The organism is Staphylococcus sp. 510, from assembly GCF_057219715.1.
Map to the genome: position 1 here is coordinate 19,787 of NZ_JBXVVK010000008.1, position 26,388 is coordinate 46,174.

The 26,388-nt window shown below is 33.7% G+C and carries 26 protein-coding genes and 1 pseudogene; 13 read left to right on the forward strand and 14 right to left on the reverse strand.

Annotated features, from left to right (window positions below; translation table 11 throughout):
• Nucleotides 1–68: 68 nt before the first annotated feature.
• Nucleotides 69–1,606, reverse strand: a pseudogene (locus AC2D8K_RS07460) (AbgT family transporter).
• A gap of 256 nt (nucleotides 1,607–1,862) precedes the next feature.
• Between AC2D8K_RS07460 and AC2D8K_RS07465 the strand changes: the two are divergent.
• Nucleotides 1,863–2,684, forward strand: coding sequence for an SDR family oxidoreductase (locus AC2D8K_RS07465; RefSeq protein WP_002450401.1), 822 nt, complete (start codon nucleotides 1,863–1,865; stop codon nucleotides 2,682–2,684).
• 60 nt (nucleotides 2,685–2,744) lie between these two features.
• Here AC2D8K_RS07465 and AC2D8K_RS07470 read toward each other — a convergent pair whose 3' ends face one another.
• Both AC2D8K_RS07470 and AC2D8K_RS07475 read right to left on the reverse strand, forming a co-directional pair.
• Nucleotides 2,745–2,915 (reverse strand): hypothetical protein, encoded by a 171-nt coding sequence (locus tag AC2D8K_RS07470; RefSeq protein WP_002450400.1) that lies wholly within the window; start codon nucleotides 2,913–2,915, stop codon nucleotides 2,745–2,747.
• 24 nt (nucleotides 2,916–2,939) lie between these two features.
• Complete coding sequence (locus tag AC2D8K_RS07475) at nucleotides 2,940–4,016, reverse strand: M42 family metallopeptidase (RefSeq protein ID WP_002450399.1); 1,077 nt, start codon at nucleotides 4,014–4,016, stop codon at nucleotides 2,940–2,942.
• A gap of 159 nt (nucleotides 4,017–4,175) precedes the next feature.
• On the opposite strand from AC2D8K_RS07475, the gene AC2D8K_RS07480 reads away from it, so the two are divergent.
• A complete protein-coding gene (locus tag AC2D8K_RS07480; protein ID WP_002450398.1) occupies nucleotides 4,176–4,643 on the forward strand; it encodes a YehR family lipoprotein in 468 nt (155 codons plus the stop codon).
• Between the two features lie 59 nt (nucleotides 4,644–4,702).
• Here AC2D8K_RS07480 and arsC read toward each other — a convergent pair whose 3' ends face one another.
• The 4 genes from arsC to AC2D8K_RS07500 form a co-directional block, all read right to left on the reverse strand.
• Nucleotides 4,703–5,101 (reverse strand): arsenate reductase (thioredoxin), encoded by a 399-nt coding sequence (arsC, locus tag AC2D8K_RS07485; RefSeq protein WP_002450397.1) that lies wholly within the window; start codon nucleotides 5,099–5,101, stop codon nucleotides 4,703–4,705.
• Between the two features lie 15 nt (nucleotides 5,102–5,116).
• Nucleotides 5,117–6,409 carry an arsenite efflux transporter membrane subunit ArsB gene (arsB, locus tag AC2D8K_RS07490; RefSeq protein ID WP_002450396.1) on the reverse strand — a complete coding sequence of 431 codons (1,293 nt, stop codon included), beginning with the start codon at nucleotides 6,407–6,409 and terminating at the stop codon, nucleotides 5,117–5,119.
• Entirely contained in the window at nucleotides 6,403–6,723 is a 321-nt protein-coding gene (locus tag AC2D8K_RS07495; RefSeq protein WP_002450395.1) for an ArsR/SmtB family transcription factor, read from the reverse strand. Before AC2D8K_RS07495 ends, arsB begins: the two co-directional genes overlap by 7 nt.
• A 110-nt stretch (nucleotides 6,724–6,833) precedes the next feature.
• Nucleotides 6,834–8,411, reverse strand: coding sequence for an FMN-binding glutamate synthase family protein (locus AC2D8K_RS07500; RefSeq protein WP_002450394.1), 1,578 nt, complete (start codon nucleotides 8,409–8,411; stop codon nucleotides 6,834–6,836).
• Nucleotides 8,412–8,620: 209 nt separating this feature from the next.
• Between AC2D8K_RS07500 and lnsB the strand changes: the two genes are divergently transcribed.
• The 4 genes from lnsB to AC2D8K_RS07520 all read left to right on the forward strand — a co-directional run bounded on the left by lnsB (nucleotide 8,621) and on the right by AC2D8K_RS07520 (nucleotide 11,768).
• Nucleotides 8,621–9,373 (forward strand): CPBP family lipoprotein N-acylation protein LnsB, encoded by a 753-nt coding sequence (gene lnsB, locus AC2D8K_RS07505; protein ID WP_484698367.1) that lies wholly within the window; start codon nucleotides 8,621–8,623, stop codon nucleotides 9,371–9,373.
• Nucleotides 9,374–9,403: 30 nt separating this feature from the next.
• On the forward strand, nucleotides 9,404–10,192 hold the full coding sequence (locus AC2D8K_RS07510) for a CPBP family intramembrane glutamic endopeptidase (protein WP_484698369.1): 789 nt from the start codon (nucleotides 9,404–9,406) through the stop codon (nucleotides 10,190–10,192).
• 147 nt (nucleotides 10,193–10,339) lie between these two features.
• Nucleotides 10,340–11,002: an ABC transporter ATP-binding protein gene (locus tag AC2D8K_RS07515; protein WP_002450391.1), complete on the forward strand. Its 663-nt coding sequence runs from the start codon at nucleotides 10,340–10,342 to the stop codon at nucleotides 11,000–11,002.
• The gene (locus tag AC2D8K_RS07520) at nucleotides 10,995–11,768 is read left to right on the forward strand and encodes an ABC transporter permease (RefSeq protein WP_002450390.1); all 774 of its coding nucleotides are present in this window, start codon (nucleotides 10,995–10,997) and stop codon (nucleotides 11,766–11,768) included. The genes AC2D8K_RS07515 and AC2D8K_RS07520 overlap by 8 nt, the downstream gene beginning before the upstream one ends.
• 61 nt (nucleotides 11,769–11,829) lie before the next feature.
• Here the strand turns inward: AC2D8K_RS07520 and AC2D8K_RS07525 are convergent, their stop codons facing one another.
• A complete protein-coding gene (locus AC2D8K_RS07525) occupies nucleotides 11,830–13,299 on the reverse strand; it encodes a HAMP domain-containing sensor histidine kinase (protein WP_002450389.1) in 1,470 nt (489 codons plus the stop codon).
• A complete protein-coding gene (locus tag AC2D8K_RS07530; RefSeq protein WP_002450388.1) occupies nucleotides 13,292–13,969 on the reverse strand; it encodes a response regulator transcription factor in 678 nt (225 codons plus the stop codon). Before AC2D8K_RS07530 ends, AC2D8K_RS07525 begins: the two co-directional genes overlap by 8 nt.
• Nucleotides 13,970–14,118: 149 nt before the next feature.
• Between AC2D8K_RS07530 and AC2D8K_RS07535 the strand changes: the two genes are divergently transcribed.
• Nucleotides 14,119–14,346: a hypothetical protein gene (locus tag AC2D8K_RS07535; RefSeq protein ID WP_037551773.1), complete on the forward strand. Its 228-nt coding sequence runs from the start codon at nucleotides 14,119–14,121 to the stop codon at nucleotides 14,344–14,346.
• A gap of 357 nt (nucleotides 14,347–14,703) precedes the next feature.
• On the forward strand, nucleotides 14,704–15,879 hold the full coding sequence (locus AC2D8K_RS07540; protein ID WP_002450386.1) for an MFS transporter: 1,176 nt from the start codon (nucleotides 14,704–14,706) through the stop codon (nucleotides 15,877–15,879).
• A 63-nt stretch (nucleotides 15,880–15,942) separates the two neighbouring features.
• On the opposite strand, the gene AC2D8K_RS07545 is transcribed toward AC2D8K_RS07540, so the two are convergent.
• Together AC2D8K_RS07545 and AC2D8K_RS07550 are read right to left on the reverse strand one after the other, a co-directional pair.
• Nucleotides 15,943–17,307, reverse strand: a complete 1,365-nt coding sequence (locus tag AC2D8K_RS07545; RefSeq protein WP_172852455.1) for a carboxylesterase family protein — start codon at nucleotides 17,305–17,307, stop codon at nucleotides 15,943–15,945.
• Between the two features lie 129 nt (nucleotides 17,308–17,436).
• Complete coding sequence (locus AC2D8K_RS07550) at nucleotides 17,437–19,149, reverse strand: APC family permease (protein WP_002450384.1); 1,713 nt, start codon at nucleotides 19,147–19,149, stop codon at nucleotides 17,437–17,439.
• 177 nt (nucleotides 19,150–19,326) lie between these two features.
• Here AC2D8K_RS07550 and AC2D8K_RS07555 point away from each other — a divergent pair, with 177 nt between their 5' ends.
• Nucleotides 19,327–19,926 carry a YdeI/OmpD-associated family protein gene (locus AC2D8K_RS07555; protein WP_002450383.1) on the forward strand — a complete coding sequence of 200 codons (600 nt, stop codon included), beginning with the start codon at nucleotides 19,327–19,329 and terminating at the stop codon, nucleotides 19,924–19,926.
• A 253-nt stretch (nucleotides 19,927–20,179) separates the two neighbouring features.
• Here AC2D8K_RS07555 and AC2D8K_RS07560 read toward each other — a convergent pair whose 3' ends face one another.
• Entirely contained in the window at nucleotides 20,180–20,959 is a 780-nt protein-coding gene (locus AC2D8K_RS07560) for a (S)-acetoin forming diacetyl reductase (protein WP_002450382.1), read from the reverse strand.
• Nucleotides 20,960–21,460: 501 nt separating this feature from the next.
• Here AC2D8K_RS07560 and AC2D8K_RS07565 point away from each other — a divergent pair.
• Genes AC2D8K_RS07565 through AC2D8K_RS07580 form a run of 4 tightly spaced genes read left to right on the forward strand, consistent with a single transcriptional unit; the run spans nucleotide 21,461 to nucleotide 25,016 of the window.
• A complete protein-coding gene (locus AC2D8K_RS07565) occupies nucleotides 21,461–22,714 on the forward strand; it encodes a betaine/proline/choline family ABC transporter ATP-binding protein (RefSeq protein ID WP_002450381.1) in 1,254 nt (417 codons plus the stop codon).
• Nucleotides 22,714–23,349 carry an ABC transporter permease gene (locus tag AC2D8K_RS07570; RefSeq protein ID WP_002450380.1) on the forward strand — a complete coding sequence of 212 codons (636 nt, stop codon included), beginning with the start codon at nucleotides 22,714–22,716 and terminating at the stop codon, nucleotides 23,347–23,349. The genes AC2D8K_RS07565 and AC2D8K_RS07570 overlap by 1 nt, the downstream gene beginning before the upstream one ends.
• 21 nt (nucleotides 23,350–23,370) lie before the next feature.
• A complete protein-coding gene (locus AC2D8K_RS07575) occupies nucleotides 23,371–24,324 on the forward strand; it encodes an osmoprotectant ABC transporter substrate-binding protein (RefSeq protein WP_002450379.1) in 954 nt (317 codons plus the stop codon).
• A gap of 2 nt (nucleotides 24,325–24,326) precedes the next feature.
• Nucleotides 24,327–25,016 carry an ABC transporter permease gene (locus tag AC2D8K_RS07580; protein ID WP_002450378.1) on the forward strand — a complete coding sequence of 230 codons (690 nt, stop codon included), beginning with the start codon at nucleotides 24,327–24,329 and terminating at the stop codon, nucleotides 25,014–25,016.
• A gap of 62 nt (nucleotides 25,017–25,078) precedes the next feature.
• Here AC2D8K_RS07580 and lrgB read toward each other — a convergent pair whose 3' ends face one another.
• Nucleotides 25,079–25,783: an antiholin-like protein LrgB gene (gene lrgB / locus AC2D8K_RS07585; RefSeq protein ID WP_002450377.1), complete on the reverse strand. Its 705-nt coding sequence runs from the start codon at nucleotides 25,781–25,783 to the stop codon at nucleotides 25,079–25,081.
• Nucleotides 25,784–25,785: 2 nt separating this feature from the next.
• Complete coding sequence (lrgA, locus tag AC2D8K_RS07590) at nucleotides 25,786–26,232, reverse strand: antiholin-like murein hydrolase modulator LrgA (protein WP_002450376.1); 447 nt, start codon at nucleotides 26,230–26,232, stop codon at nucleotides 25,786–25,788.
• Nucleotides 26,233–26,388: the final 156 nt, after the last annotated feature.

Below are 26,388 nucleotides of genomic sequence, written 5' to 3' on the forward strand. Positions count from 1 at the left end.
CTTAATTGTACTTGAAAATAAGCCACTTCCATGTCTGTTGGAAGTGGCTTAAAGATGATGCAATCTATTTATTTTACATGTAGTGGTCCACCGGGTCCGACTGGAATACCTAGTAAGAACCAAATGAGTGTGAATAGTGTCCATACAATCGTTAAGGCGATTGAATATGGCATTAGACTTGAAAGTAGGGTGCCGAGTTTCATGTTTTTATCATACTTTTGAGCATAAGATAACAACAACGGTAGGTAAGGCATCATTGGTGTGATTGGATTAGTAATGGAATCGCCTACTCGATATATAGCCTGAGTAAAGGCAGGGTGAAAGCCGACTAAAATAAGCATTGGCACAAAGATTGGTGCTAAAATACCCCATTTAGCAGAGGCACTACCCACTAGCATATTGACGAGTGCACTTAGGAAGATGACACCAATAATCAGTACAATACCATTTTGATGTTGTAGTAATTTGGCACCTTTAACTGCTGTAATTACACCAAGGTTACTCCATTCTAGGAAGGCGAGGAGTTGTGCTGCAAAGAATACAATGACAATGAACGAGCCCATAGATGACATTGAATCAGTAATCATTTGTCCTAAATCTTTAGTGTTTTTAATTTCATGACTTAAGACACCGTATATCACACCCGATACTAAGAAGATGACTAAGATAATGAGACCGACACCATTAATTAAAGGTGCATCATCAAGTAGACTGCCTGTTTTAGCATTTCTTAAAAAGCTATGCTCTGGAATGGCACAAATGATGAGTAACACAAGTAAGACGATGAAACTCATATTAGCCCAAAATAATGCCTTTTTCTCAACAGGTGTGATATGAGAAGACGTCTCTTCCATATCATCGTGTGCATCTGAATCGTCATACTTACCAAGTCTAGGAATAATTAACTTTGTTGTCACTAAGTGAATGGTAGGTAATAACACAACTACACTGGCTGCAATGAAATACCAGTTCATAGCTACATTGGTTTTAATCTTTTCAGATACAATTCTTGTAGCTGGTTCTGTAAATGAATAGACTAACGCATCTTGCATACCTACGACTAAATTGGCAGCAAATCCACCAACAGCAGATGCATACGCCATTGCTAGACCTGCGATAGGGTGATAACCAATCTTGATAAATAGCATTGCTGCTAAAGGTGGTAAGATAATCGTTGCTGCATCACCAGCTGTACTACCAACGATACCAATCAAAATGATGGTAGGGACGATTAACTTCTTTGGTGCTCGATTGACCACTGAAATCATGAGTTTATCGAAATAACCTGATTTTTCAGCGGCACCAATACCAATCATGACGCCTAGTACAAGCCCAAGGGCAGGGAATTCAGAAAAGTTCTTAATAGCATCATTCATAATCATGGCAAAGCCATCATGGCTTAGAATACTTTTGATATGAATAGTTTCGCCGTTACCTGGATGTTTGACGGAAACATTGAATAGAGAAACAAACCAAGTAATAATGGCAAGTCCGACACACATTAAGAAGAAGAGTACCGTTGGATCAGGTAATTTATTACCTACCCATTCGACCCCATTTAAAATTTACTAACGATTGATGGTTTTTGCTTTGAGTTTGTTGCCATTCATGAACCACTCCTTAGTTAAATTATCTAAAAGTATAGCAAATATTACATATAATGATAAGAATTTTCTGAAATTTAAAAAGAAGTATATATGATTCGTTAGTAAATGTAAATTCAATATGTGTGATCAAGATCTGAAGTATTTATTTTGAATTAAAGCGTTATCATTGTCATTACGGCGTTTAGTCCTATTATGAAAGTGGAACAACAATACTAAGATTTCATTTTAGGAAAATATTGAGGAGAGTGACGTTATATGAAACGTTTAGAGAATAAAGTAGCAGTTGTGACAGGTGCAAGTACAGGTATTGGTCAAGCTTCTGCCAATGTATTAGCCCAAGAAGGTGCACACGTCTTGGCTTTAGACATTTCTGATCAATTAAATCAAACAGTTGAAGATATTAAACAACAAGGTGGACAAGCGACAGCATTTCAAGTAGATATTTCTGATGAGCAACAAGTTCAAACCTTTGCAGCAAACCAAATTAAATCGGAATTTGGGCATGTAGATATATTATTTAACAATGCGGGTGTTGATAATGGTGCAGGACGTATTCATGAATACCCAGTTGAAGTATTTGATAAAATTATGGGTGTAGATATGAGAGGTACATTCTTAGTAACGAAATTCCTTTTACCGTTAATGATGGATAATGGTGGTTCAATCATTAATACGGCTTCATTCTCTGGGCAAGCAGCAGATCTTTATCGTTCTGGTTATAATGCTGCTAAAGGTGCAGTGATTAACTTTACGAAATCCATTGCTATTGAATATGGTCGTGACAATATCCGTGCTAATGCCATTGCACCGGGCACGATAGAAACACCATTAGTAGATAATTTAGCTGGTACGGCTCAAGATGAAGCGGGGCAAACATTCCGTGAAAATCAAAAATGGGTGACGCCATTAGGACGCTTAGGTACACCAGATGAAGTAGGTAAATTAGTAACATTCTTAGCGTCTGACGATAGTTCATTTATTACAGGTGAAACGATTCGTATTGATGGTGGCGTGATGGCATATACATGGCCAGGTGAAATGTTAAGTGATGATAGTTGGAAGAAATCAATCAAATAATCATATATAAGTAATAAAGCCAAGATGTCCCAGGAAATAAGTGACATCTTGGCTTTAAATCTATTTGAGTTGCTTTGCACATGCTTCACATAACTTATATTGTTGGTCGGCCCAACCGCCTAAGTGAGTATATCCATGAAGATCTTTTCCTTTAACTTTAATATAGATAGGCTCATCTTCTTTAAGTTCACGTTGACAATGAGAACATTTTAATGGGCCAAATAGTATCATAAAGTCACCTCCCAAAGGATTAGCTTACCATTTGATATTGTTATACGTATGATCATTTAATGAGCGCACAATTTCAGCAACAAGACGTACTGAACGATCATAATCATCTTTATGAATGACCGATACATTAGAGTGCATATAACGAAGGGCGACACCCAATGTAATTGTAGGAATACCTTCATTCGCAACATGAATACTACCTGCATCTGTACCGCCACCAGGTGTAGTATCCCATTGAACATCAATATGATGTTGTTTTGCGACTTCTTTGACATGTTGACGTAATCCTTCGTGTGCGATACTTGAAGCATCCATCATAATGACAACAGGGCCCCCACCTAAATAACTGTCACTTGTTTGACCAGACATTCCTGGCGTATCAAATGCGACTGCCACGTCTACTGCAATGGCTAAGTCAGGTTGAATGGTTTGTGCAGCCACTTTCGCACCACGTAATCCAACTTCTTCTTGTACTGTGGCACCTGAATATAAGTTAATATCTATCGTTTCATCTTTTAGTTCATTGAGAACGTCGATAGCTAATGCACAACCATAACGATTATCAAATGCCTTAGCAGTCATATATTTATCATTCGCTAGTGTTTCGAATTCACTGTATGGTGTGACCATATTGCCAACTGACACGCCGGCTTGCTCAGCTTCTTCCTTACTATTCACACCAATATCGATATACATATTTTTAATGTCTACGGTTTTCTTACGTTCTTCAGGAGATAGTACATGTGGTGGTTTAGAACCGATAATACCTCTTAATGCTTTACCATCATCTGTTGTGACAGTCACTTTTTGTGAAAGCATGACTTGGTTCCACCAACCACCAATTGGATTAAATGATAAATAACCATCTTTATCAATTTTAGTTACTAAGAAACCCACTTCATCCATATGTCCTGATATTAAAATAGATTTAGAACCATTTGTGGCGGTCTTTTTACCGAATATGCCACCCAAATTATCTTCTACGATTGCATCACTTATTGGTGATAAATAATGTTTCATTATAGACTTCACTTGCATTTCTCGACCTGCAATACCATTGGCAGCAGTCAGTTCTTTAAGTAATTGTATAGACTCAGTCATACCATCATCCTCCCAATCATTAGTTACATATAGTTTAACATAGGACATTTAATGGTATGTATTGATGGAAATGTTTAAGGAATAAGGGTATATTAATATCAATAATAAATCAGGTAATGGTACCATTGCCCCAACAAACAAGTGAGAGAAGGCGATCATATGAAAAAACTAGTTTCACTTCTAGTAGTTATCGCATTAAGTGCGATTACACTAGCTGCTTGTAGTAAAGAGCAAACGAAAACGTTCGAGGGTGACGTTAATGGTAAACAGATTATTACGTCGCTTACATATAAAGGTGACGAAGTATTGAAACAATCTACAATAGGTACTTTGAAATATGATGATTTAGGTATTGATAAAGCACAAGCCAAAGATATGTTAAAGAAAGATGAGAAGGCATTTAAAGGTGACAAAGGTGTATCATTCAAAATTGATTACAAAGATGATAAAGCTGTGGAACATATAGACATCGATTACGAAAAAGCTGATATCGATCAATTGAAGAAAAAATTAGGCTTTGTATCAGTCAAAGGTAAAAATAATAAAGTAAGTTTAGATAAAACAGTTAGCCAAATGAAACGTAATGGTTTAAAAGAAAAAAGTAATATGACCGACCATGACGATTAATAATAAAAGCCAGTACATGCAATTGCTATCGCATGTACTGGCTTTTTATTTTATGTGTTTTATTGTTGTTGATTAAAGTTTTCGATAGCTACTTTAATTTCATCTCTAACACGTTGGAATTCTGACCAATCTTTACCGGCTGGGTCGTCGAAGCCCCAATGTTCTTTCTTTACTGATGGTGGTATAGTAGGACAGTGTTGATCAGCATGACTACACAATGTAACGACTAAGTCAGCACGATTTAGAATATCTTGTTGTATTAAATCTGATGTATGTTGTGAAATATCGATATTAACTTCTTTCATAGCTTCGATAGCCTTTGGATTTACACCATGTGTTTCAATACCGCCTGAATATACCTCCCAACTTGAATCTAAAATATTTTCAGCAAAGCCTTGAGCCATTTGACTACGACATGAATTGCCAGTACAAATGAAATAAATGATTTTCTTTGTCATGTTTAGAACTCCTTATTAAAAAATAATTAACGTTAAATATAAGCCTAGTAATGTGAAGAATAGGACTGGAATAGTAATCACAATACCTGTTTTAAAATATGTTCCCCATGAAATTTTGACACCTTTTTGTGCTAATACATGTAACCATAATAATGTCGCTAGTGAACCAATCGGTGTGATTTTAGGACCTAGATCTGAACCAATCACATTACTATAGATCATACCTTCTTTAAGTGAATGAGATACGCCTGACTGACCAATCGCAATCGCATCAATTAAGACAGTTGGCATATTGTTCATCATTGAAGAGAGAATAGCTGAGATAAAGCCCATACTCATAATACTTGCGAATAAACCATGAACGGAAATATGTGATAGTGTATCAGCTAATATAGTTGTGATACCGGCATTTTTCAAGCCAAAAACGACTAGATACATACCAATTGAAAAGATAACAATATTCCATGGTGCCCCTTTAATGACTTGTTTCGTATGAACGGCTTTGGATTGTCGTGCGAGTAAAATAAAAATGATGGCAATGGCACCTGCAATCAATGAAACAGGTATTTGAAGCCATTCACTTACGAAATAGCCAATCATCAATACTACAAGGACAATCCATGAGATTCGGAATAGACGTAAATCTTTTAAGGCAGATGATGGATGATTGATATGAGTGGTATCGACACGTTTCGGAATTGATTTTCTGAAATAAATCCATAAAACAACGATACTAGCGATTAATGAGAATAGATTAGGTATTATCATACGACTCATATATTCACCAAAACCTATGCCGAAGTAATCGGCTGAGACAATATTAACCAAATTACTAATAATCATTGGTAGCGACGTCGTATCTGCGATAAACCCGCTTGCAATAATAAATGGAAAGACCATTTTCTCATTGAATCCTAAATGACGGACCATAGCTAAAACAATAGGGGTTAAGATTAATGCAGCACCGTCGTTGGCAAAGAAAGCAGCGACAATCGCACCAAGAATCATGATTAAAACAAACATGATGAGACCATTACCTTTAGATGCTCGGACCATGTGTAATGCTGCCCACTCGAAAAAGCCGATTTGGTCTAGAATTAACGATATCAATATAATTGCGACAAAGGTGAGTGTGGCATTCCAAACAATTTGAGTCACTTCAACTACATCTGAAAGGCTAACAACACCTGTAATGATTGCGATGATGGCACCAATGACAGCAGTAATACCAATATCTAATCCTTTCGGTTGCCAAATTACAAAGACGAGTGTGATAAGGAATATGACGATAGCAAGGGTTGTCAACATGAATGATCACCTCGTTTCACTGACTGACATACACACTGATCATGTGTTGTATTAATAAGGTTTAAATTATCAATGATTTGTGTGTAAAATTCATGATTTAATTGATAAAAGCGTTTATTGCCTACCTTTCTAGTTGTGACAAATTGATATGTAACTAAAACTTTCATGTGGTGACTTAATGTAGGTTGGGAAATTTCAAAATGTTGTAGTAAATCATACGCACATAGTTCACCACATGATAAAATATCTAAAATTTCCAATCGATTTTCATCGGATAATACTTTTAATATAGATGCTAATTGTTGATATGACATAATTACCTCCAAAACATATATAGATTATCATCTATATAGATGAGTGTCTATGATAAAAGCACAGAAAAAGGCGACCACTTGTAAAGTAATCGCCTTGTATGTACACCTTATTATGATAGTAATTTTAATTTGTAATCGTGGATGGTTTGTGTACCGCCGTCTAATTTTCGGTAAATGATATGGTCTGCAGTGATTTCTGTTGGACTTGATACGCCTACAGCTGCAGCAATATTAAATAAACCTTCATGTAAACTTGTGACATAGTTGGTTACTCGGTATTGCTTTTCATCAACAATTAATCCTTTTTCTTTCTTTGGGTCTGTTGTAGCAACACCAACAGGACATGTATTCATATGACATTGTTGACTCATGATACAACCTACACTAATCATCATGCCACGCGCGATATTAACTAAATCGGCACCTAAACCAAGAGCAATAGCAATTTTGTCTGGTGTGATCAGTTTACCTGATGCGAAAATTTTCACACGATCTCGTACACCATATTTCTCTAACATGCCAGACACGATAGGTAGGGCAGTTAGTAAAGGTAATCCAACACCATCTTGAAGCTCTTGGAATGTTGCACCAGTACCACCTTCGCCACCATCCACAGTGATGAAACTTGGATATTTATTTAGTTTCACCATGGTTTTGACTAGTGTCTCGATGTCTTCAACACGACTGACAACAATTTTAAATCCAACTGGCTTTTGGCCTAGTTGTTGTATTTCGTCTACCCAATTGAGCAAGTCTGTAGCATTATGAATAAATTCGAAGCGGTTCGGTGAGTTAATCGTTTTAAATGGTTCTACATTACGGATTTTAGCTATTTCTTCATTCACTTTATTTCCTTCCATATGTCCACCACGTGTTTTGGCACCTTGCGCTAATTTTAACTCGAAAGCACGTACATTCTTACGTTCAGCCACTGTTTTAAATTGTTCTTTACTGAAATTACCCGCTTTGTCTCTGACACCGAATAGCCCTGGCCCAATTTGGAAAATGATATCGCCATCACCTTTAAGATGATATTCTGATAGACCACCTTCACCTGTATTCATCCATGTACCGGCTTTAGATAAACCTTTAGATAAAGCTGAAATAGCATTTTTACCTAAAGCACCGTAACTCATACCTGATTGGCCAACTAAACGTTTAATCTTATAAGGATGTTCTAGATGTTCACCAAGAACTACCGCATTGTCATCAGTTAAAAAGAATGGATCCACTTGCTTACTTTTACGATGTTCATCACGACTAAATAAGCGTTCATTCTCGATTTGGTAAATAAAAGTTGAAAGTAGTGTCGTATTATCAACTTTTAATTCACTCGCTTGTAGTGGAAACATAGTATTTTGTATGTAAAAACCATCTTCATAATCTGACATTGTCCCAAAACTTGTCATTCTTGAATTGTATTTTCCTGCTAGTACAATATTTTTATAATCTGTACGAGAGAATGGTTTACCTTCATTATCACCAGAGAATAAATATTGTCTAAGTTCTGGTCCCATTTTTTCAGAAAGGTATCTAATACGAGCTAATAGTGGATAGTTTCTTAATACACTATGTTGTGTTTGTCTTTTATCTTTGATTAGCCAGATGATACCTAGCAATAATGCCCCCAATAAAAAAATCATAATAATGATGTTGACGATAAACTGCATTGTAGTCAGTACACTCATTAAAATGCCCCCCCCTTAATCATTACTCCAACACTATGATACACTTTTCTTTATGTTTTACAATGAAACCGGTTAAATTTATATTGTAGAATTTTAATTGTATAAATTTATGAAATATTTATATTAGGAAAGTTAAGTTAAATAATGTATTAATATGAATCATAAAATGATAAAGTAATTATGATAGAATACGATTGAGGAGGTGACACATGAGTCAACAGCAAAGACAACGTGACATATGGAACCAACCACAAATCATGAAAAAAGATTTTTTAATCATACCGATATACATATTATTTCAAATGGTGGTACCTATCATAATTGTGTTTGGAACACTAGGATTAACAGCCATGATCACTCAAAAACCACCAGCCCAGTTTTTATATAACTTATCTTTAAGTATTGGATTTGTATTAGACCAATTTTTAGTATTATTTATCTTTTTCGCGATGCATAAATTTGATATTGCTCAAGTCATGAAAAGGCAGTTACACTATGCTCGAAACAAGACCTTACATATATTGTTAACCATTATCGGCGTCGTTATAGTAATGTGCCTATTGAGATGGCTTTTTAACATGTTTGGTATAGGGCCAACACAATATGAAAGAAGAGTTGAGGGATTATTTCATTATCCATCAGCACTATGTTTTACCATGATATCAATGGTTATCTTACGTCCGATGGTTGAGGTTATTATTTATAAACACATCATCATACATGAATTAAGTAAGAAATGGCCTACCGCTGTAACAATCATACTTTCTATTATGATTGAGACTATGGTTCATGTGTACGATATGATGAGTGTGTGGGAAATGTTGCCATTTTTAATAATGGCATTAGGTTCAACAGTGATTTATATTAAATCAGGTATGAATTTAGCTGCGGCATATCTTTATCAAGCAGGTATACAATGCGTGTTATTTATCATCATGGTATTCAAAATGTTAATCATGTAAAACTAATTTTAGAGTGAAAAGGAGTCATTTATGGAAAACCAATCTACACAACAACCCATAGATTCGCATCAACAACAAAATGAATTTGCATCTAAGAAGATAGTTAAAAGAGATTTTTGGCTGATAGTGGCTTACCTTATTGTGGGACAATTCGTATTTCCAATGATTGGTATGATGATTGGTGCCATCGTTGCGATATCACTGGAAATCAAATCTGATAGTAGGGTTAATGAGATTGGTATTAATTTTGCTACTGTATTTGGTTTCGTTGGTATGTGCTTAGTCCTATTATTATTTTATTTAATGCATCAAAAGACACTCATTCCACTAGCTATCCAAAGAGTGAAGGACCTTAAAAAATACATTGTAACTTTAATTATTATTATCGTTATCATGTACTTATTGAATATGTTGTATGGTATAATGGTTGAATTTTTACCAGAGAAATATCAGTTTAGTGATACAGAAAATAATAAAATGTTAGAAAAAATGTTTACTTCTGCATGGATGTGGCCGGTACTGTTTCTAGATATTGTCATTGTGACACCTATAGTAGAGGAACTATTGTTCAGGCATTTATTGATTCACGAGTTAGGTAAGAAACTAACATATGGCCTGATGTATGTGGTTTCAATTCTATTGTTTGCAGGGGTACATGTGACAGAAGCACAATCTTCATTTGAATTAGGACCTTATGTAATTATGGCAAGTGGTTTTGTGGCTGCTTATCACCTTACGAAACGTAATTTAGCAGCTTCGATTGCCCTTCATATGATTAACAACGCGATTTCTTTTATAGTGATTTTATTTACTCTATAAATTGTTAAAAATAAATAGTGAGAGGATGTGTATAAAAGCACATTCTCTTTTTTTGTAATTTAAATTATCATAAAAATTAATTATATTGTTATTTAACGTAGTAAAATGGGAATGAGTAGTGTAATGGGATTTAAAGGAGCGTGTAACATGTTATTAGAAATTGAACATTTAACTTATGAAGCGGATCACCGAACAATTTTAAAGGATATTAATTTCAAGGTGGATAAAGGTGACACTATAGCGATTATTGGACCTTCCGGAAGTGGAAAGAGCACACTTTTAAAGCAACTTAATCATTTGATTGAACCTACATCGGGCACATTGTATTTAAACGGTAAACCTTATCATGATTACGCACCTGAAAGTATTCGTATGAAAGTAAGTTACTTAATGCAACAAAGTGAGATGATAGGTACAACGATTGAAGATAATATGAAGTTTCCTTCAGAAGCGAGAGACCAAGTATTTGATAAAGATAAAGCCCTTAACCTTTTAAAAAAAGTAGGGCTAGGTGACTATGATTTATCTGCAGAAACTGAACATATGTCAGGAGGAGAAAAACAACGCATCACGATTGCACGACAATTAATGTTTGACCCCGAAGTCTTATTACTAGATGAATCGACAAGTGCTTTAGATACACATAATAAAGAACGCGTAGAAGATATTATTTTTAAAATGGCAAAAGAAGGCATTGCCATTTTATGGATTACACATAGTGATGACCAAAGTATGAGACATTTTCAAAAGAGAATGACGATTATTGATGGTGAAATTGATAAGATTGAGGAGTTGAATCAACATGAGTAATATAGCATTATGTTTAACAGCGTTGTTATTGTTTATCCCTATCCTCATCTCTTATAAGGAAGGCTTACATATTATTAAAGATTTAGTGGTAGCAACGATAAGAGCGACCATTCAATTGCTCATTCTTGGCTTCTTACTGCATTATATTTTTAAAATAAATGATAAATGGTTACTCATCTTATGCGTGTTAGTGATTATCATCAATGCATCTTGGAATACCATTCAACGTGCATCCCCAGTAATGCATCATGTGTTTTGGATTTCATTTGTTGCAATATTTGTAGGTACGGCATTACCATTAGCAGGTACGATTGCAACAGGGGCCATTGATTTTACAGCTAATGAAGTGATACCAATAGGTGGGATGTTAGCCAATAATGGTTTAATTGCGATTAATTTAGCCTATCAAAATTTAGATCGTGCATTTGTACAAGATGTTTCCGAAATAGAATCTAAATTAACGTTAGCTGCAACACCCAAACTTGCGTCTAAATCATCAATTAGAGAAAGTATTAGATTAGCTATCGTGCCAACAATTGATTCCGTTAAAACATATGGGCTTGTCTCTATACCAGGTATGATGACAGGATTGATTATTGGTGGGGTGCTGCCATTACAAGCTATTAAATTCCAATTGTTAGTGGTATTCATCCATACAACAGCTACGATTATGTCAGCACTCATTGCCACATACATGAGTTACGGCCAATTCTTCAATGCGAGACACCAATTAATCGCAAGAAATACAGACATCAAGACAAGTTAATGAAACATACAAAATAAATAGCCAATCAATGATAAGACGACTTTTCATTGATTGGCTATTTTTATATCGTGGAAATAAATTTGATTTTAAAGTGTACACCGTTTTGAGAAGGAATAATATGAATTGTTCCATTATGATATTCAACAGCTTCTTTAACTATAGTTAATCCTAAACCATGATTTTCTGTTTGAGTTTCTTTTGTACTATAACCTGATTTGAATATATCATCATTAATATTTGAAATGCCTTTACCATCATCTTTATAGTCGATTAAAAGGGTATTTTCAATTTTATCGAATAATATATCTATTTTTGGATTACGATTATTATGTTCAATACTATTTTCAATAAGATTAATCAAAGTTCTTTCAAAGTATAATTTATTACCATAAAATAATTCGTCATAATCAAATAGGAAGGTTAAATCAATGTTTTCATAACCAAGTGTTTGTACAAATTTTTCAACAGTACTTTGAATTGGAAAACTCTCTTTATCATTTTTCATTTGATTTGTTTCATTATCAAAGTCTTTGTTTAATGATTGTATTAATTCTTCCATATACTTAGCTTTTTCAGATATAAGCGCTACATATTTCTGATTTGATTGATTGACCTCAATAATTTTAGAATAACCATAAATAGATGTCAGTGGAGATTTTAAATCATGAGATATTTGAGAAATCCATTTTGATTTATAATAATGAATCTGATTTTGATAGATTTTATCTTGCAACAATTGTTGATTTAACGTAGATAGAGATGTGTGTAATTCTGGGAAAGTCTTACTATATTTTTTGATATTACCTTTAGTTGTTGGTTGGTGCAATTTTTCGTGAGACAAATTACTAATCCAGTCAATATAATAACTTAATGGTTTTGTTAAACGCTTTGATACTAAATAAGATGTAATCAGTGCTAAAAAGACATCTATAATTATAGTGATTAATAGTATTAAGGGAACTTCTTTTAAATTATCTGTTGGATCATCATTGATTTGATCTTTATTTAAAATAGGACGCTTATTATGGTTTAGTCGAAAACTTAATTTATTATTATGATAATTGTAATCATACTTATTATAATCATGGGTGGTCACACTTTGTAGTAGTTTGCGTGATTGGATTTGATTCTTATTTGCTATATTTATACTACTGTGATTTTTATAAATAAAAACGAAATAGGTTCTTTCATCTTTATATGTTGGGACAGCATTAGCATAGTTAATATTGTCTAAGATAATAGGTTTAATATTTTTATGTTTTAGCTTATTTGGATATAAAATATGACCATATTTATCCGTGTAATATATATTGGCATGGTCTTTTTTAGCTAAGTCTTTGATATGTTGTGATGGTTTATCTATGGGTTCGTTAAAAATAAAAAAATCTGGTTCAATACTATTTAGATCATTATAAATGTCTTTAATCGTTACATTTATTATTGCTGTAACTGTTATCATTGCAATGATGATTGTCAAAGATAAGTATACAGCTAAATATTTGAAGAATTTTAGTAAAAATCGTCTATTCATGATTCTCACCCTTAAATATGTAACCTTTGCCACGCATTGTTTTGATAAACTTTGGTTGATTAGGATTTTCTTCAATTTTACGTCGTAATGTTCTAATGTGAACCATTAATGTATTATCATCTACGAATGTTTCATAGCCCCATACTTTTGAATAAATTTGTTCTTTAGATAGAATTTGATTTTTGTTACTAATAAAAAAATATAGTAAATCTAGTTCTCTAGCCGTAAGTGAAACTGGTTTATGATTAACAAAAACGTCTCCGCTTTTAAAATTGACCTTTAGATTTCCAAGTTGATAAAAATCATTTGAGTCGTCTTTTAAATGAAGAGATACTCTATAGTATAGTTCCATGGGATCGAAAGGTTTTTTGATATAATCTACAACGCCTTTTTCAAAACCTCTGTATAACTCTAAATTTTCTTCTTTAGCAGTCACCACAATAACGGATGTTTGTGATAGGTCCACAAATTTCATTAATTCGTAACCATCTTCCGATTTTAAGTTTAAATCTAATAGTATGACATGGTAATGATTTTGGTTAATAAGACGCTGTCCTTCATTTATATCATCTGCAGTGTCTATAGATGATAGTCCTTTAGTTGTTAAAGATAATTTAATTAATTCTTGTATATCTTTATCATCTTCAATAATCAAAATTTGGCTACTCATTTTTTACACCTCTTGGATTCATTTTAATCCTTTTTAAATAGTTAAACTATTATCTTTTTAAGATTTAAGGAAAATTTAAACTATAAATAAATACTGATTTATGATGACTAAATAAAATAAAGTTAGATATAAGTTAAGGAGATGGTTTGATGAAATTAGTATTTAAAATGTCATGCTTTTTTATCATCGCTACATTATTTTTATATACTGTGCGTAGTATAGCAATATACAATCAAATAGCTTTCTTAAGTATGATTTTAGAATATCCTAGCACAATCTTAGGTGGTTCGACGTGTGCTACATTATTATATTTTGTAGAAGAAAGAAAGAAAAAGAAGGATACCAAAATAAATTATAGTAGAGGGTGTCAGAAATGAAAGTTATAGGATATATACTATCCTTTATATTGTTAATATTATTTATATACAACATATTTAGATTTATTATGGTATTAATAGAAAATACATTAAATGTTGATTTTGGGATGGAGACACTCTTACATAATTCATATTTTGTAAATGGGGGTGTCTTTGGAGCAATTATTATTATCATTGCACTTGAGTTTATTAACCATGTGATTAATGAAGAAAAGTTTTAAACTTTTGATTTCCTGACAAACAAAATAATGAAAAAATATTATATAATGAAACAGTTACTTATCTTAGTTAAATGGGTTTGTAGCTGTTTTTTTATGCTATAAACATTGAAAAATTTATGAAAGGGGGATATGAAAAATGTCGATGATGCGTATCGTTACTTTCATTTTTAATGTGTTTATCGTTGGTATGGTCGAGATGATGGTAGCAGGTATTATGAATTTAATGAGCCAAGATTTACATGTATCTGAAGCCGTCATTGGCCAACTTGTTACGTTATATGCTTTAACATTTGCCATTTGTGGACCGATTCTGGTTAAAGTGACGCAACGTTTTAAAGCTAAATCGGTATTACTTTGGACATTAGTAACTTTTATTATAGGGAATTTAATTATAGCAATAGCGCCTAATTTCACTATTTTAGTGATAGGACGTATTTTGTCATCTGCAGCAGCATCACTCATTATTGTTAAGGTACTTGCGTTGACTGCCATGTTAACTTCACCTAAGAATCGAGGTAAGATGATTGGTGTTGTCTATTCAGGATTTAGTGGTGCCAACGTGTTTGGTGTACCTATTGGAACATTAATAGGCGATTGGGTAGGTTGGCGTTTTACTTTTATATTTATTGTCGCTGTCAGTGTCATTGTAGGTATACTAATGATAATGTATTTACCTAAAGAACATGAATTGAGTCATGCAAATCATGCAGATGCTGACCATTCTAATCAGGTTACATCTAAAGTGTTACGTCCAGCTGAAGTAGCTAAATTTATTATAATTACATTTTTAATTTTAGTAGCGAACTCAGTCACATTTGTATATATTAATCCACTGATACTATCAAACGGACATGAAATGTCATTTGTATCACTAGCGCTATTAATTAATGGTGTTGCAGGTGTGATAGGTACATCATTGGGAGGTATCTTTGCAGATAAATGGACAAGTAAGCGTTGGTTAATTATCTCTATTACGATATTTATTGTTATGATGCTTGTTTTAAATTTCATATTATCCGGTACTATCATGCTATTAATTGGATTATTTGTTTGGAATATTATGCAATGGAGTACGAATCCAGCAGTACAGAGTGGTCTCATTGAACATGTTGAAGGAGATACAAGCCAGGTGATGAGTTGGAATATGTCTAGCTTAAACGCAGGGATCGGAATGGGTGGCATAATCGGTGGTTTAGTTGTATCACACCTATCAGTACATGCAGTGACTTACACAAGTGCATTGATTGGCTTTCTAGGATTAGTCGTTACCCTTACATTAAAGAATATTCACTTTGCTAAAAAAGAAGCATAATGAAAGGGAGTGGGACAGAAATAACATTTTCTTAAAATTGATTTCGTTGTCCCACTCCCTTTTTTATTCATAAATATGTGGTGTTGTATGACCCACTTGATATGGCAGCCATGGCATCCTACTAAATCTTGCAAAGTATGCAAGGTCGTGAATCATTTCCATACTTAATTCACGTTCGTGAGTCGTGACATCTAAACCATTAGCTTTTAAAATGTACAAATGACCGAACCAAAAGATCATATCTAAAATGTGATAAGCAGAGTGATAATTGGTACTGTTTGGTTGGTGCCATTGAAAGGAAGCTAGCCATCTGTTGGGATTATGACTGATGCTTTTCAAAAAATTATGTGCGGGTTGTTGAAATATATAGTCAGTGATACATTTAGATTGTTGTTGCGCACTAATGGCATCACTGACTTCTATTTCTACACCATTAAAAGCCATAGCTTTAACAAAGCGCTCAGGTGATAATTTTCGAGATTCATTTTTTATATAAATGTCACCTTCATGTTGCGTATAAGAAACAAAGATTGACTTTGAGAAATTGGGATTATCCATAGTCATTGATGATGTTTGAATAGGTGCATAAATTAATTCTAAACCTTTGGACTTACCACGAGAGGATTGGTCTAAATTCATGATATCCTTGATATTTTCTGTAGTTAACGATGTTATGGTTGAGTTAGGATATTGTTCCGCTATGATTTCACTAAATCTTTGCGCTTTTTCATGACCTATTTTCTGATTGTCTAAGCGCAATGTACCACTTAGTAACATCACTTTATGGAAATAGGGTTCTGTCTCTGGTAATTGCATCAAAGCCATGATACTCATACTCCCTGCAGATTGACCCATTAGTGTAATGTTATTAGGATCGCCACCGAAATCTTTAATATGTTGGTGTACCCATTTGATAGCATTGATTTGATCGGAGAGCCCATTATTACAATCATAATTTGATTTAAAAAAGGACCAATCTAAAAATCCCCAAGCGCCTAATCGATAGTTAAATGTGACAACAATCACATCTTCCTGTTTAACTACAGATTGAGGTTGATATAGTTCAGCGCTACCATGACCATTGACAAATCCGCCACCATAAAAATAGATGATGACAGGTCGGTGTTTATTCTGAGAGTGATGACGTCGCCATATATTTAAATATAGACAGTCTTCATCTTGTGTAAATTGATTGAAATGAAAGGAAACATCACTTGAGAAAAAATCTTCAAGTTGGTTATACGGTTGTGGGGGGATATGATTGATAAAGGTTGCGTCAATTGATTTAGGCAATGAAGTAATCAATTCAGAATGTTTAAATCGACCATGCATGAGATGGGCATAGCGAATACCAAGGAATGCGTCAATATCATTTTCATTACTATAAATACCTTTAACGATACGGTTATTTAAAGTTATGTTAACCACCATAGTCATTCGTCCTTTCAAAGTCATCTTTAATAACACTATATAATAAATGATTAAAGTCAGCTATATGTATAAAAAAACTGCTAACGATGTTTATAATCGTTAGCAGTTTTAATTTGATTTATGAGTTTAGTGTTCTTTGTTTTGGCGTTTTTCTTCTTTATCTTGTTGTTCTTGTCGTTTTTCAGCAATTTTTTCGCGCTTCTCACGACGTTTACGTTTCTTAAGTTTATCACCCATATTGCTATTCATTTTCTTAGCACGTCTGAAGTAGACACTTTCGAATGAACTAATTGCACCTAATTGATAGAAAATAAGGGCAACAATGATGATAACTAAGAAATCCCATGGATAATGTATCCAGTTTAAACCTTTGAATTCTTTACTACCAATAAATGATAGGAATGAAAGTACGACGAGATAAACAATAATCCATAAGCTTCCGCCGATTTGTTTTTTAGTGTTTTTCCAATTCATTTTATATTCATAGAAGAAGTAAATTGGTAAACCTAAAATGATGATTAATATAACTTCTGCTGTTGTTGGCCACATTGCCCAATAAATAGCTAGTGACGCAAGAACGAATGATAATGGGGCCATGAATTTTAAAATTTTAGCTCTAAATGGACGTGTCATCTTAGGACCCATTTTACGTAATGCAATAACTGTAGTTGGACCAGTTAGATAAGCAACTAATGTTGCAGTTGAAATAACTGCTGCTAACGTACCCCAGTCACGGAATAGTGTAACCATTACCATACTGATGATTGCGTTAAACACAATTGCAACACGAGGAATTTTATATTTTTCATTCATTTTACCTAAGAATTTAGGAATGTGCCCATTTTTTTCCATGGCGCGTAATACACGACCAGTTACAGCAACAAATGATACACCAGTACCAAATGGTGACACTACGGCTTCAATATAAAGTAAAATAGCTAACCAATTTAAACCTAATAAAATGGCCATGTCAGCAAATGGTGAGTTGAAGTTAATACCGCTCCAACCATGTTCATGAATCATTGACTGTGGCATAGAAGTGATGAATGTACTTTGTAACACGATATAAAGTACAGCACTAATTGTAAGTGAAATAGCAATACCACGCGCAATGTTCTTTTCAGGGCTTTTAATTTCTGATCCCATATTAATGATTGTTTGGAATGCATTAAATGAGAAAATAATACCTGACATTGTTGTTGCTGCGAAGATTGGTGCACTACCGTACGGCATGAATGTGCCAGTTGAGTGACCATAATTTCCTGTATCAAATCCTGAAACCATTAACATAATAATTGTTAATAATGGAACACCAAGTTTGAAGAAAGAAATTAAACTAGTAAATGAAGTTAATAATTTAACTGACCAGTAATTTAATAAAGAGAAGATAATAATAATAGCATAAACGGCGATTAAACCTGTTGTACTGATTGAACCATCTTTCATTAAACTACCCATCGGTTTAGCCCAATCCCAAGGCCAAGAACTCATATATTGAACAGCTGAAACTGCTTCAATAGGTATAATTGTTACGAGTGATACCCAGTTTGCCCAAGCGGCTATGAATCCGAGTAATGAACCATGTGTATATTGAGCATAGTTACTCATACCACCAGATTGTGGGAACATAGTTCCAATTTCAATGTAGTTATAGGCGATGGTTCCTATAACGACGAATCCAATAATCCAAGAAATGATAGCTGCTGGTCCTGCAATTGACGATGCTTCCCAAGCACCAAATAACCAGCCTGAACCAATTAATGACCCTAATCCGAGTAACACTAACTGGGGCAGATTAATCTTACTGTTATTCGATTCTGTTTCATTTTTATTTGCCATATTGACTCCTCATTCTTTTATATTCTGAAAATACTACGCCATTATTATACGCTAGTTAAAATATTAGTCAAATGTGTATATTGTAATTTTTATTTAAATGTATAAAATTAGTTTTTTTAATATTTTAGTTTATAATAGTGGATAAATGGCAGAATCAGTAGAAAGTAGGGCAATGACATGGTAGAGAAAAATAACAATTTGGAAGTAGAAAAATTTTTGAAAAAAGATAGCCAATGGAAAGAAGAATATAATTATTTAAGAGAACTTATAGTGGATTTTGACGAGTTGGACGAAGATTATAAATGGATGCACCCTTGTTACACGATTAATAATAAAAATGTGGTTCTTATTCATGGTTTTAAAACGTATGTAGCACTTTTATTCTTTAAAGGTGCACTTATTGAAGATTCTAAAAATACTTTAATTAGACAAACTAAAAATGTACAAGCTGCAAGACAGCTACGATTTACAACTTTAGAGGAAATTCAATCACGTAAAGCAGAAATTGTTGATTATGTGACACAAGCTATTGACATTGAAAAGTCTGGTAAACAAGTTGAATTAAAGAAAACAGAAGATTTTGAGGTGCCAGAGGAATTACAACAACAATTCGATGCGATGCCAGAATTAAAAAAAGCGTTCGATCAATTAACACCTGGAAGACAACGTCAATACTTGCATCATATTGGTGATGCCAAACGTGCAGATACCAGACAAAAAAGAGTGGACAAATATATTAATCACATCTTAGAAGGAAAAGGTATGCATGATAAATAGCAAGAGGGAGTGGACAGAAATAATAAAGAACCACTAATCATTTATGATGTAGTGGTTCTTACGCATTAGCCACAGCTAATGTGTACTTTAAACTAGGAATGCATGAGTGAAACTCATGCATAAGAAATACTAATTTCTAAAGAAATAGAATGACTTTACAGTCGACTACTGCCTAAATATGAATGTAACTTGAAATATATATTTCTGTCCCTCTTCTTATTTTTATGAGTGTTTAAGCATTTAATAAAGAGGATTAATGGAATCTCATTCCACCATCAACAATAATCGTTTGGCCAGTAATATAATCTGAATCTTTGCCAGCTAAGAAACTAACAACATTTGATACATCTTCAGGTTGTGAAAGTTTACCTAAGGCAATTTGATCAGTAAATTGTTTCCAACCCCAAGATTCAGGTTGTCCAGCTTCTTCAGCAGTTTTCTTAGCAATACCTTCCATCATTGGTGTTTGAACAATACCAGGCGCAAATGCATTTACTGTAATAGATTCATGTGCTAGATCACGTGCAGCAACTTGAGTTAAACCTCGCACAGCAAATTTACTACTACTATAAAGTGATAAGCCTGCATTACCTTCTACGCCAGCTTGAGACGTAGCATTAATAATTTTTCCGCCATGACCTAATTGTTTGAATTGTGCATGTGCGGCTTGAATGCCCCATAAAACACCTTTGACATTGACGCCATATACTTTGTCGAAGTCTTCTGGTGTAATAGAATCAATGGGTGTCATTGGTCCTAAACCAGCATTGCTCACTAAAACGTGAAAATCACCAAAATGTTCAACTGTTTGATTTAAAGCATTAAATACATCATCACGATTGGCTACGTCAGCTTTAATTGCTAAAACTTTTGAGTCATCTTGTGTTAAAGATTGTGCCGCTTGAATTGCGCCTTCTCCGTTGAAATCCACAATGGCTACTTTGAATCCATCATCAAATAAACGTTTAACGATTTGATACCCAATGCCTTGTGCACCACCTGTTACAACTGCTACTTTGCTTTCTTGACTCATATAAAACCCTTCTTTGTATATATTTTGATTACAAGGTCAACATAGCACAAAAAAGAAATAAAAAATTATAAATGTGTAACATAAAAGTATAATTCAATGTATTGTCAATATTTCTTAAAATAATTTTCATAATTCATAAGGTTATAAAATACTAAGCATATTTATCCTTTTATATAATTAATCAAATGTAAAAAGAACTATATAAAAATGTTAAGGGTGAATAGTTTAATTTTGTAAAAATGCAATAGGTTTACTAAAATTATATAGGGTATATATTTATATCGTTGTCGAATATGCGAGCAATTAAAAATCATGATGTGGTGGGAGCACAACATTTATGAAGCGTGATTCGCATTATTTGAGTTTATAATTTTTAAAAGCAAAGGCCTTCGTGCTCTTGTTCAACTAATATTTTTATTTTGTTAACAACTGCTCTGTGGGCCTTTTTAATTGTCATTGCATTAATTCGTCATTTTTACAATATGGAAGGGGAAAACAATCATGTTAAGCATTAAAAATTTAACCAAGATTTACTCTGGGAATAAAAAGGCAGTAGATAATTTAACGCTTGATATTGAATCAGGTGAATTTATCGCCTTTATTGGGACGAGTGGTAGTGGTAAAACCACTGCTTTAAGAATGATTAACCGAATGATTGAAGCCACAGATGGCCAAATTCAAATGAATGGCAAAGATGTACGTAATATGAACCCAGTTGAATTAAGAAGAAGTATTGGTTACGTCATTCAACAAATCGGTTTGATGCCTCATATGACTATTAGAGAAAATATTGTACTTGTACCAAAATTACTAAAATGGTCGAAAGAAAAGAAAGATCAAAAGGCGGAAGAACTCATTAAACTTGTAGACCTACCAGTAGAATATTTAGACCGTTATCCGGCAGAACTATCTGGTGGTCAACAGCAACGTATTGGTGTAGTAAGAGCCCTTGCTGCTGAACAAGATATTATCTTAATGGATGAACCATTTGGTGCACTTGATCCAATTACACGAGATACACTGCAAGATTTAGTGAAAGAACTTCAACAAAAATTAGGTAAAACATTTATTTTTGTGACACATGATATGGACGAAGCCATTAAATTGGCGGATAAAATCTGTATTATGTCGAAAGGTAAAGTTGTACAATTCGATACACCTGACAATATTTTAAGAAATCCTGCCAATGACTTTGTAAAAGACTTTATTGGTCAGAATCGATTGATTCAAGATAGACCAAATATGAAAACGGTTGAAGGCGCAATGATTAAACCGATCACAGTACACGCAGATGATTCACTTAACGATGCGGTCAATATCATGAGAGAGAAACGTGTAGATACAATATTTGTTGTAAATAATCATCACAAATTATTAGGATTTTTAGACATAGAGGATATCAATCAAGGACTCCGTGCAAGAAAAGAACTGATTGATACAATGCAGCGTGATATTTATAAAGTACATATCGATTCGAAATTACAAGACTCAGTGCGTACGATTTTAAAACGTAATGTTAGAAATATTCCAGTTGTTGATGATGACAATATCCTTATAGGTTTAATTACACGTGCTAACTTAGTTGATATCGTTTATGACTCTATTTGGGGTGAATCAAGTGACACACAGTTAGCGCAACCTTCTGACAAATCTGTTGAAAGTGATATAGCGAATTCAGAACATCAAGCTCATCAACAAGATGATGCTAGTGTTACAGAAGAGGCGAATAAGCATGAAACGGGAGATGAGCGATAATGAAAGCATTCTTGAATGAATATGGAAGTCAGCTCGTATCTAAGACGATTGAACATTTCTATATTTCTATCATTGCTTTACTGATTGCAATCGTCGTAGCCGTTCCGCTAGGTATCTTATTGTCTAGAACAACGAAAACGGCCAATGTGGTTCTAACCATTGCGGGTGTTTTACAAACTATTCCAACATTAGCAGTATTAGCCATTATGATACCTATCTTTGGCGTAGGAAAGACACCAGCGATCGTAGCGTTATTTATCTATGTGTTATTACCAATATTAAATAATACGGTACTCGGCGTGAAAAACATCGATAAAAACGTAATACAAGCTGGACAAAGTATGGGAATGACACAATTTCAATTAATGAAAGATGTTCAAATGCCATTAGCGTTACCTATGATTATTAGTGGTATACGCCTTTCAAGTGTATACGTTATTAGTTGGGCTACATTAGCGAGTTATGTCGGCGCAGGTGGTCTTGGTGATTTAGTATTTAACGGATTGAATTTATATCAACCACCAATGATTATTAGTGCAGCAATATTAGTTACGTTACTAGCGCTAATTGTCGACTTTTTACTATCATTAGTTGAAAAATGGGCAGTACCTAAAGGTTTAAAAGTATCTAGATAAGAAAAGGGAGGATTTATCAATATGAAGAAACATATCAAATATACAGTGATTCTTATTGCGTTGTCCCTCTTAGTATTATCTGGGTGTAGTTTGCCAGGTTTAGGGGACGGCAATTCAAAGAATGATGTAAAAATTACAACAACTGAGACGAGTGAAACTAAAATCATTGCTAATATGGAAAAATTAATGATTGAACATGAAACTAAAGGCAAAATTAAACCTACAATTATAGGTAACTTAGGTTCTAGTATTATTCAACATAACGCATTACAGCGCGGTGACGTTAATATGTCTGCGGTTAGATACACAGGTACCGAATTAACAAGTGTATTGAATGCCAAACCGACGAAAGATCCTAAAAAAGCCATGGCAGAATCACAAAGACTATTTAAGAAAAAATATGATCAAAAGTATTATGATTCATTAGGTTTTGCGAATACGTATGCGTTTATGGTGACAAAAGAAACAGCTAAGAAATATCACTTAGAAAAAGTATCAGACTTAGAAAAACATAAAGATGAATTACGATTAGGTATGGATACACAATGGATGAATAGAGCAGGCGATGGCTATCCAGCATTCGTTAAAGATTATGGATTCAAATTTGCCAGTGCACGACCAATGCAAATTGGACTAGTATATGATGCACTGAAAAATAAAAAATTAGATGTTGCTGTAGGATATTCTACTGATGGTCGTATTGCAGCATATGATTTAAAAATCTTAAAAGACGATCGTAAATTCTTCCCACCGTATGATGGTAGTCCACTAGCGACTGAAAAAGTGATTAAAGATAATCCGAAAATAGATACAGCCTTGAAAAAGTTAGAAGGTAAAGTGTCAACTAAAGAAATGCAGAAATTAAATTACGAAGCAGATGGTAAAGGTAAAGAACCAGCTATCATTGCTGAAGAATACTTGAAAAAACATAACTATTTCGAAAACGACAAAAATAGTAAGAAAGGTGGTCAATAATCATGAAAGGTAATTTATTCCAATCTATTATTGAATATTACTCATTAAACTTTGGCTACCTAATGGAATTATTTTTTAAACATTTACTTATGTCAGTATATGGTGTGCTCTTTGCATGTATCATTGGGATACCGATTGGCATTGTCATTGCACGATATAAAAAATTAGCATGGCCAATCATCACGATTGCTAATATCATTCAAACTGTTCCAGCTATTGCCATGTTAGCCATTTTAATGTTAGCGATGGGACTTGGCCCAACGACAGTAGTTGTTACTGTATTCTTATATTCATTATTACCAATTATTAAGAATACGTACACGGGCATTGTAGATGTAGATGAGAATATTAAAGATGCTGGTAAAGGCATGGGTATGACGAGAAACCAAGTTTTACGTATGATTGAATTACCACTATCTCTTTCAGTCATCATTGGTGGTATACGTATTGCGCTCGTTGTAGCAATTGGAATTGTGGCAATTGGTTCATTTATCGGTGCGCCAACGCTTGGTGATATTATCATCCGAGGTACCAATTCAACAGACGGTACAACTTTTATACTTGCAGGGGCAATCCCTATTGCATTAATAGCCATTTTAATTGATTTAGGTTTAAGATTTTTAGAAAAACGATTAGATCCTACACGTAAAAATAAAAAGAAATTTGAACATCAACCACAACAAATCAAATAAAATATAAAAAAGAGGTCTGAACTATGATTTTTGTTCAGGCCTCTTATCTTATATTAAATGATTTAACCTAATAAAATAGGTGCTAATATTGGGACAATTGCGACGACGATGACACCGACGATAACAACGGCAATACTACCCATTGATTCCTCAGTTTCACCTAAATCTTTTGCGGCTGCAACACCTAGTGTATGACCACTAGAACCTAACGCTAAACCACGTGCAATTGGATTGGTAATTTTAAACCATTGTACGATTTTAGTACCAAGTGCAGAGATAACTACAGCATTAAGTATAACAGCTAATGATGTTAACTCTTTGACACCACCGATACCTTCAGAAACTGGTAAGGCAATCGCTGTTGTAGCAGCTTGAGGTAACATAGATGCAACAATTTGATTACCAAATTGGAATAATGAAGCAACTAAGTAAATTAATATTAAGGCTACAACTGTACCTAATGCGATACCACCGAATATTTGTAACCAATATTTTTTTAATACATCACGTTTTTTATATAAAGGTATAGCAAAACTGATTGTCGCTGGCTCTAAGAAGAAGTATATGATGTCGCCACCGATTTTATAACTTTGATAGCTAATACCTGTTAATTTTAAGAAAACAATACCTACAACCATACTTACAAATAAAGGTGCAAGTAAGAAAAAGCCATTTGTTTTTTTATAGAAATATGTAGCTATAACAAATGGGATTAATGATAGTAAAATACCGAAATAGGGTGTATTAATACCTAAATAGTCCGCCATGATTAACCTCCTATACGACTAGTTTCTTCATTTTTCTCTTTACTTGGGAATAGTGATTTAGTCACAAGTAATTGAGATGCATAACCAGTACAAACTAATAAGAAAATAGTTGAAATAATAATAAGTAAGATAATCAGTATTGGACTTTTACTTAAAATCGGTAATGAATTGATAACTGAAATCCCAGCTGGTACGAATAAGAAACTGATGTTATTCGTTAAAGCAGTTCCTACGGATTCAACTTGTTCCAATTTAACAATGCCAGTACATAAAGCTATAAATAATAAAACTAAACCGATTACTGAAGCGGGCATTGGGATAGGCATGATTGCTTCAATGATTTTGGAAATAAATAAAATAACTGCAAGTGTTAAAGCCTGTTGGAAGAAATGATACACTCTTCCAGATGTATGTTGAACTCGTTCACTTTGAGAAGGTGAGTTAGCCATAACATACATTCCTCCTGTTCTATTTGTGTAAAATGATTTGGTAAGAACGTTTGGATTTTTCAAAAATACGACTCACTTACTCATTTAAAACAAAAAAAGCGACTGACTTGTTATTAGGTTTTAAAAAAATAAATAATGCTTAAATTGCAAATTTCA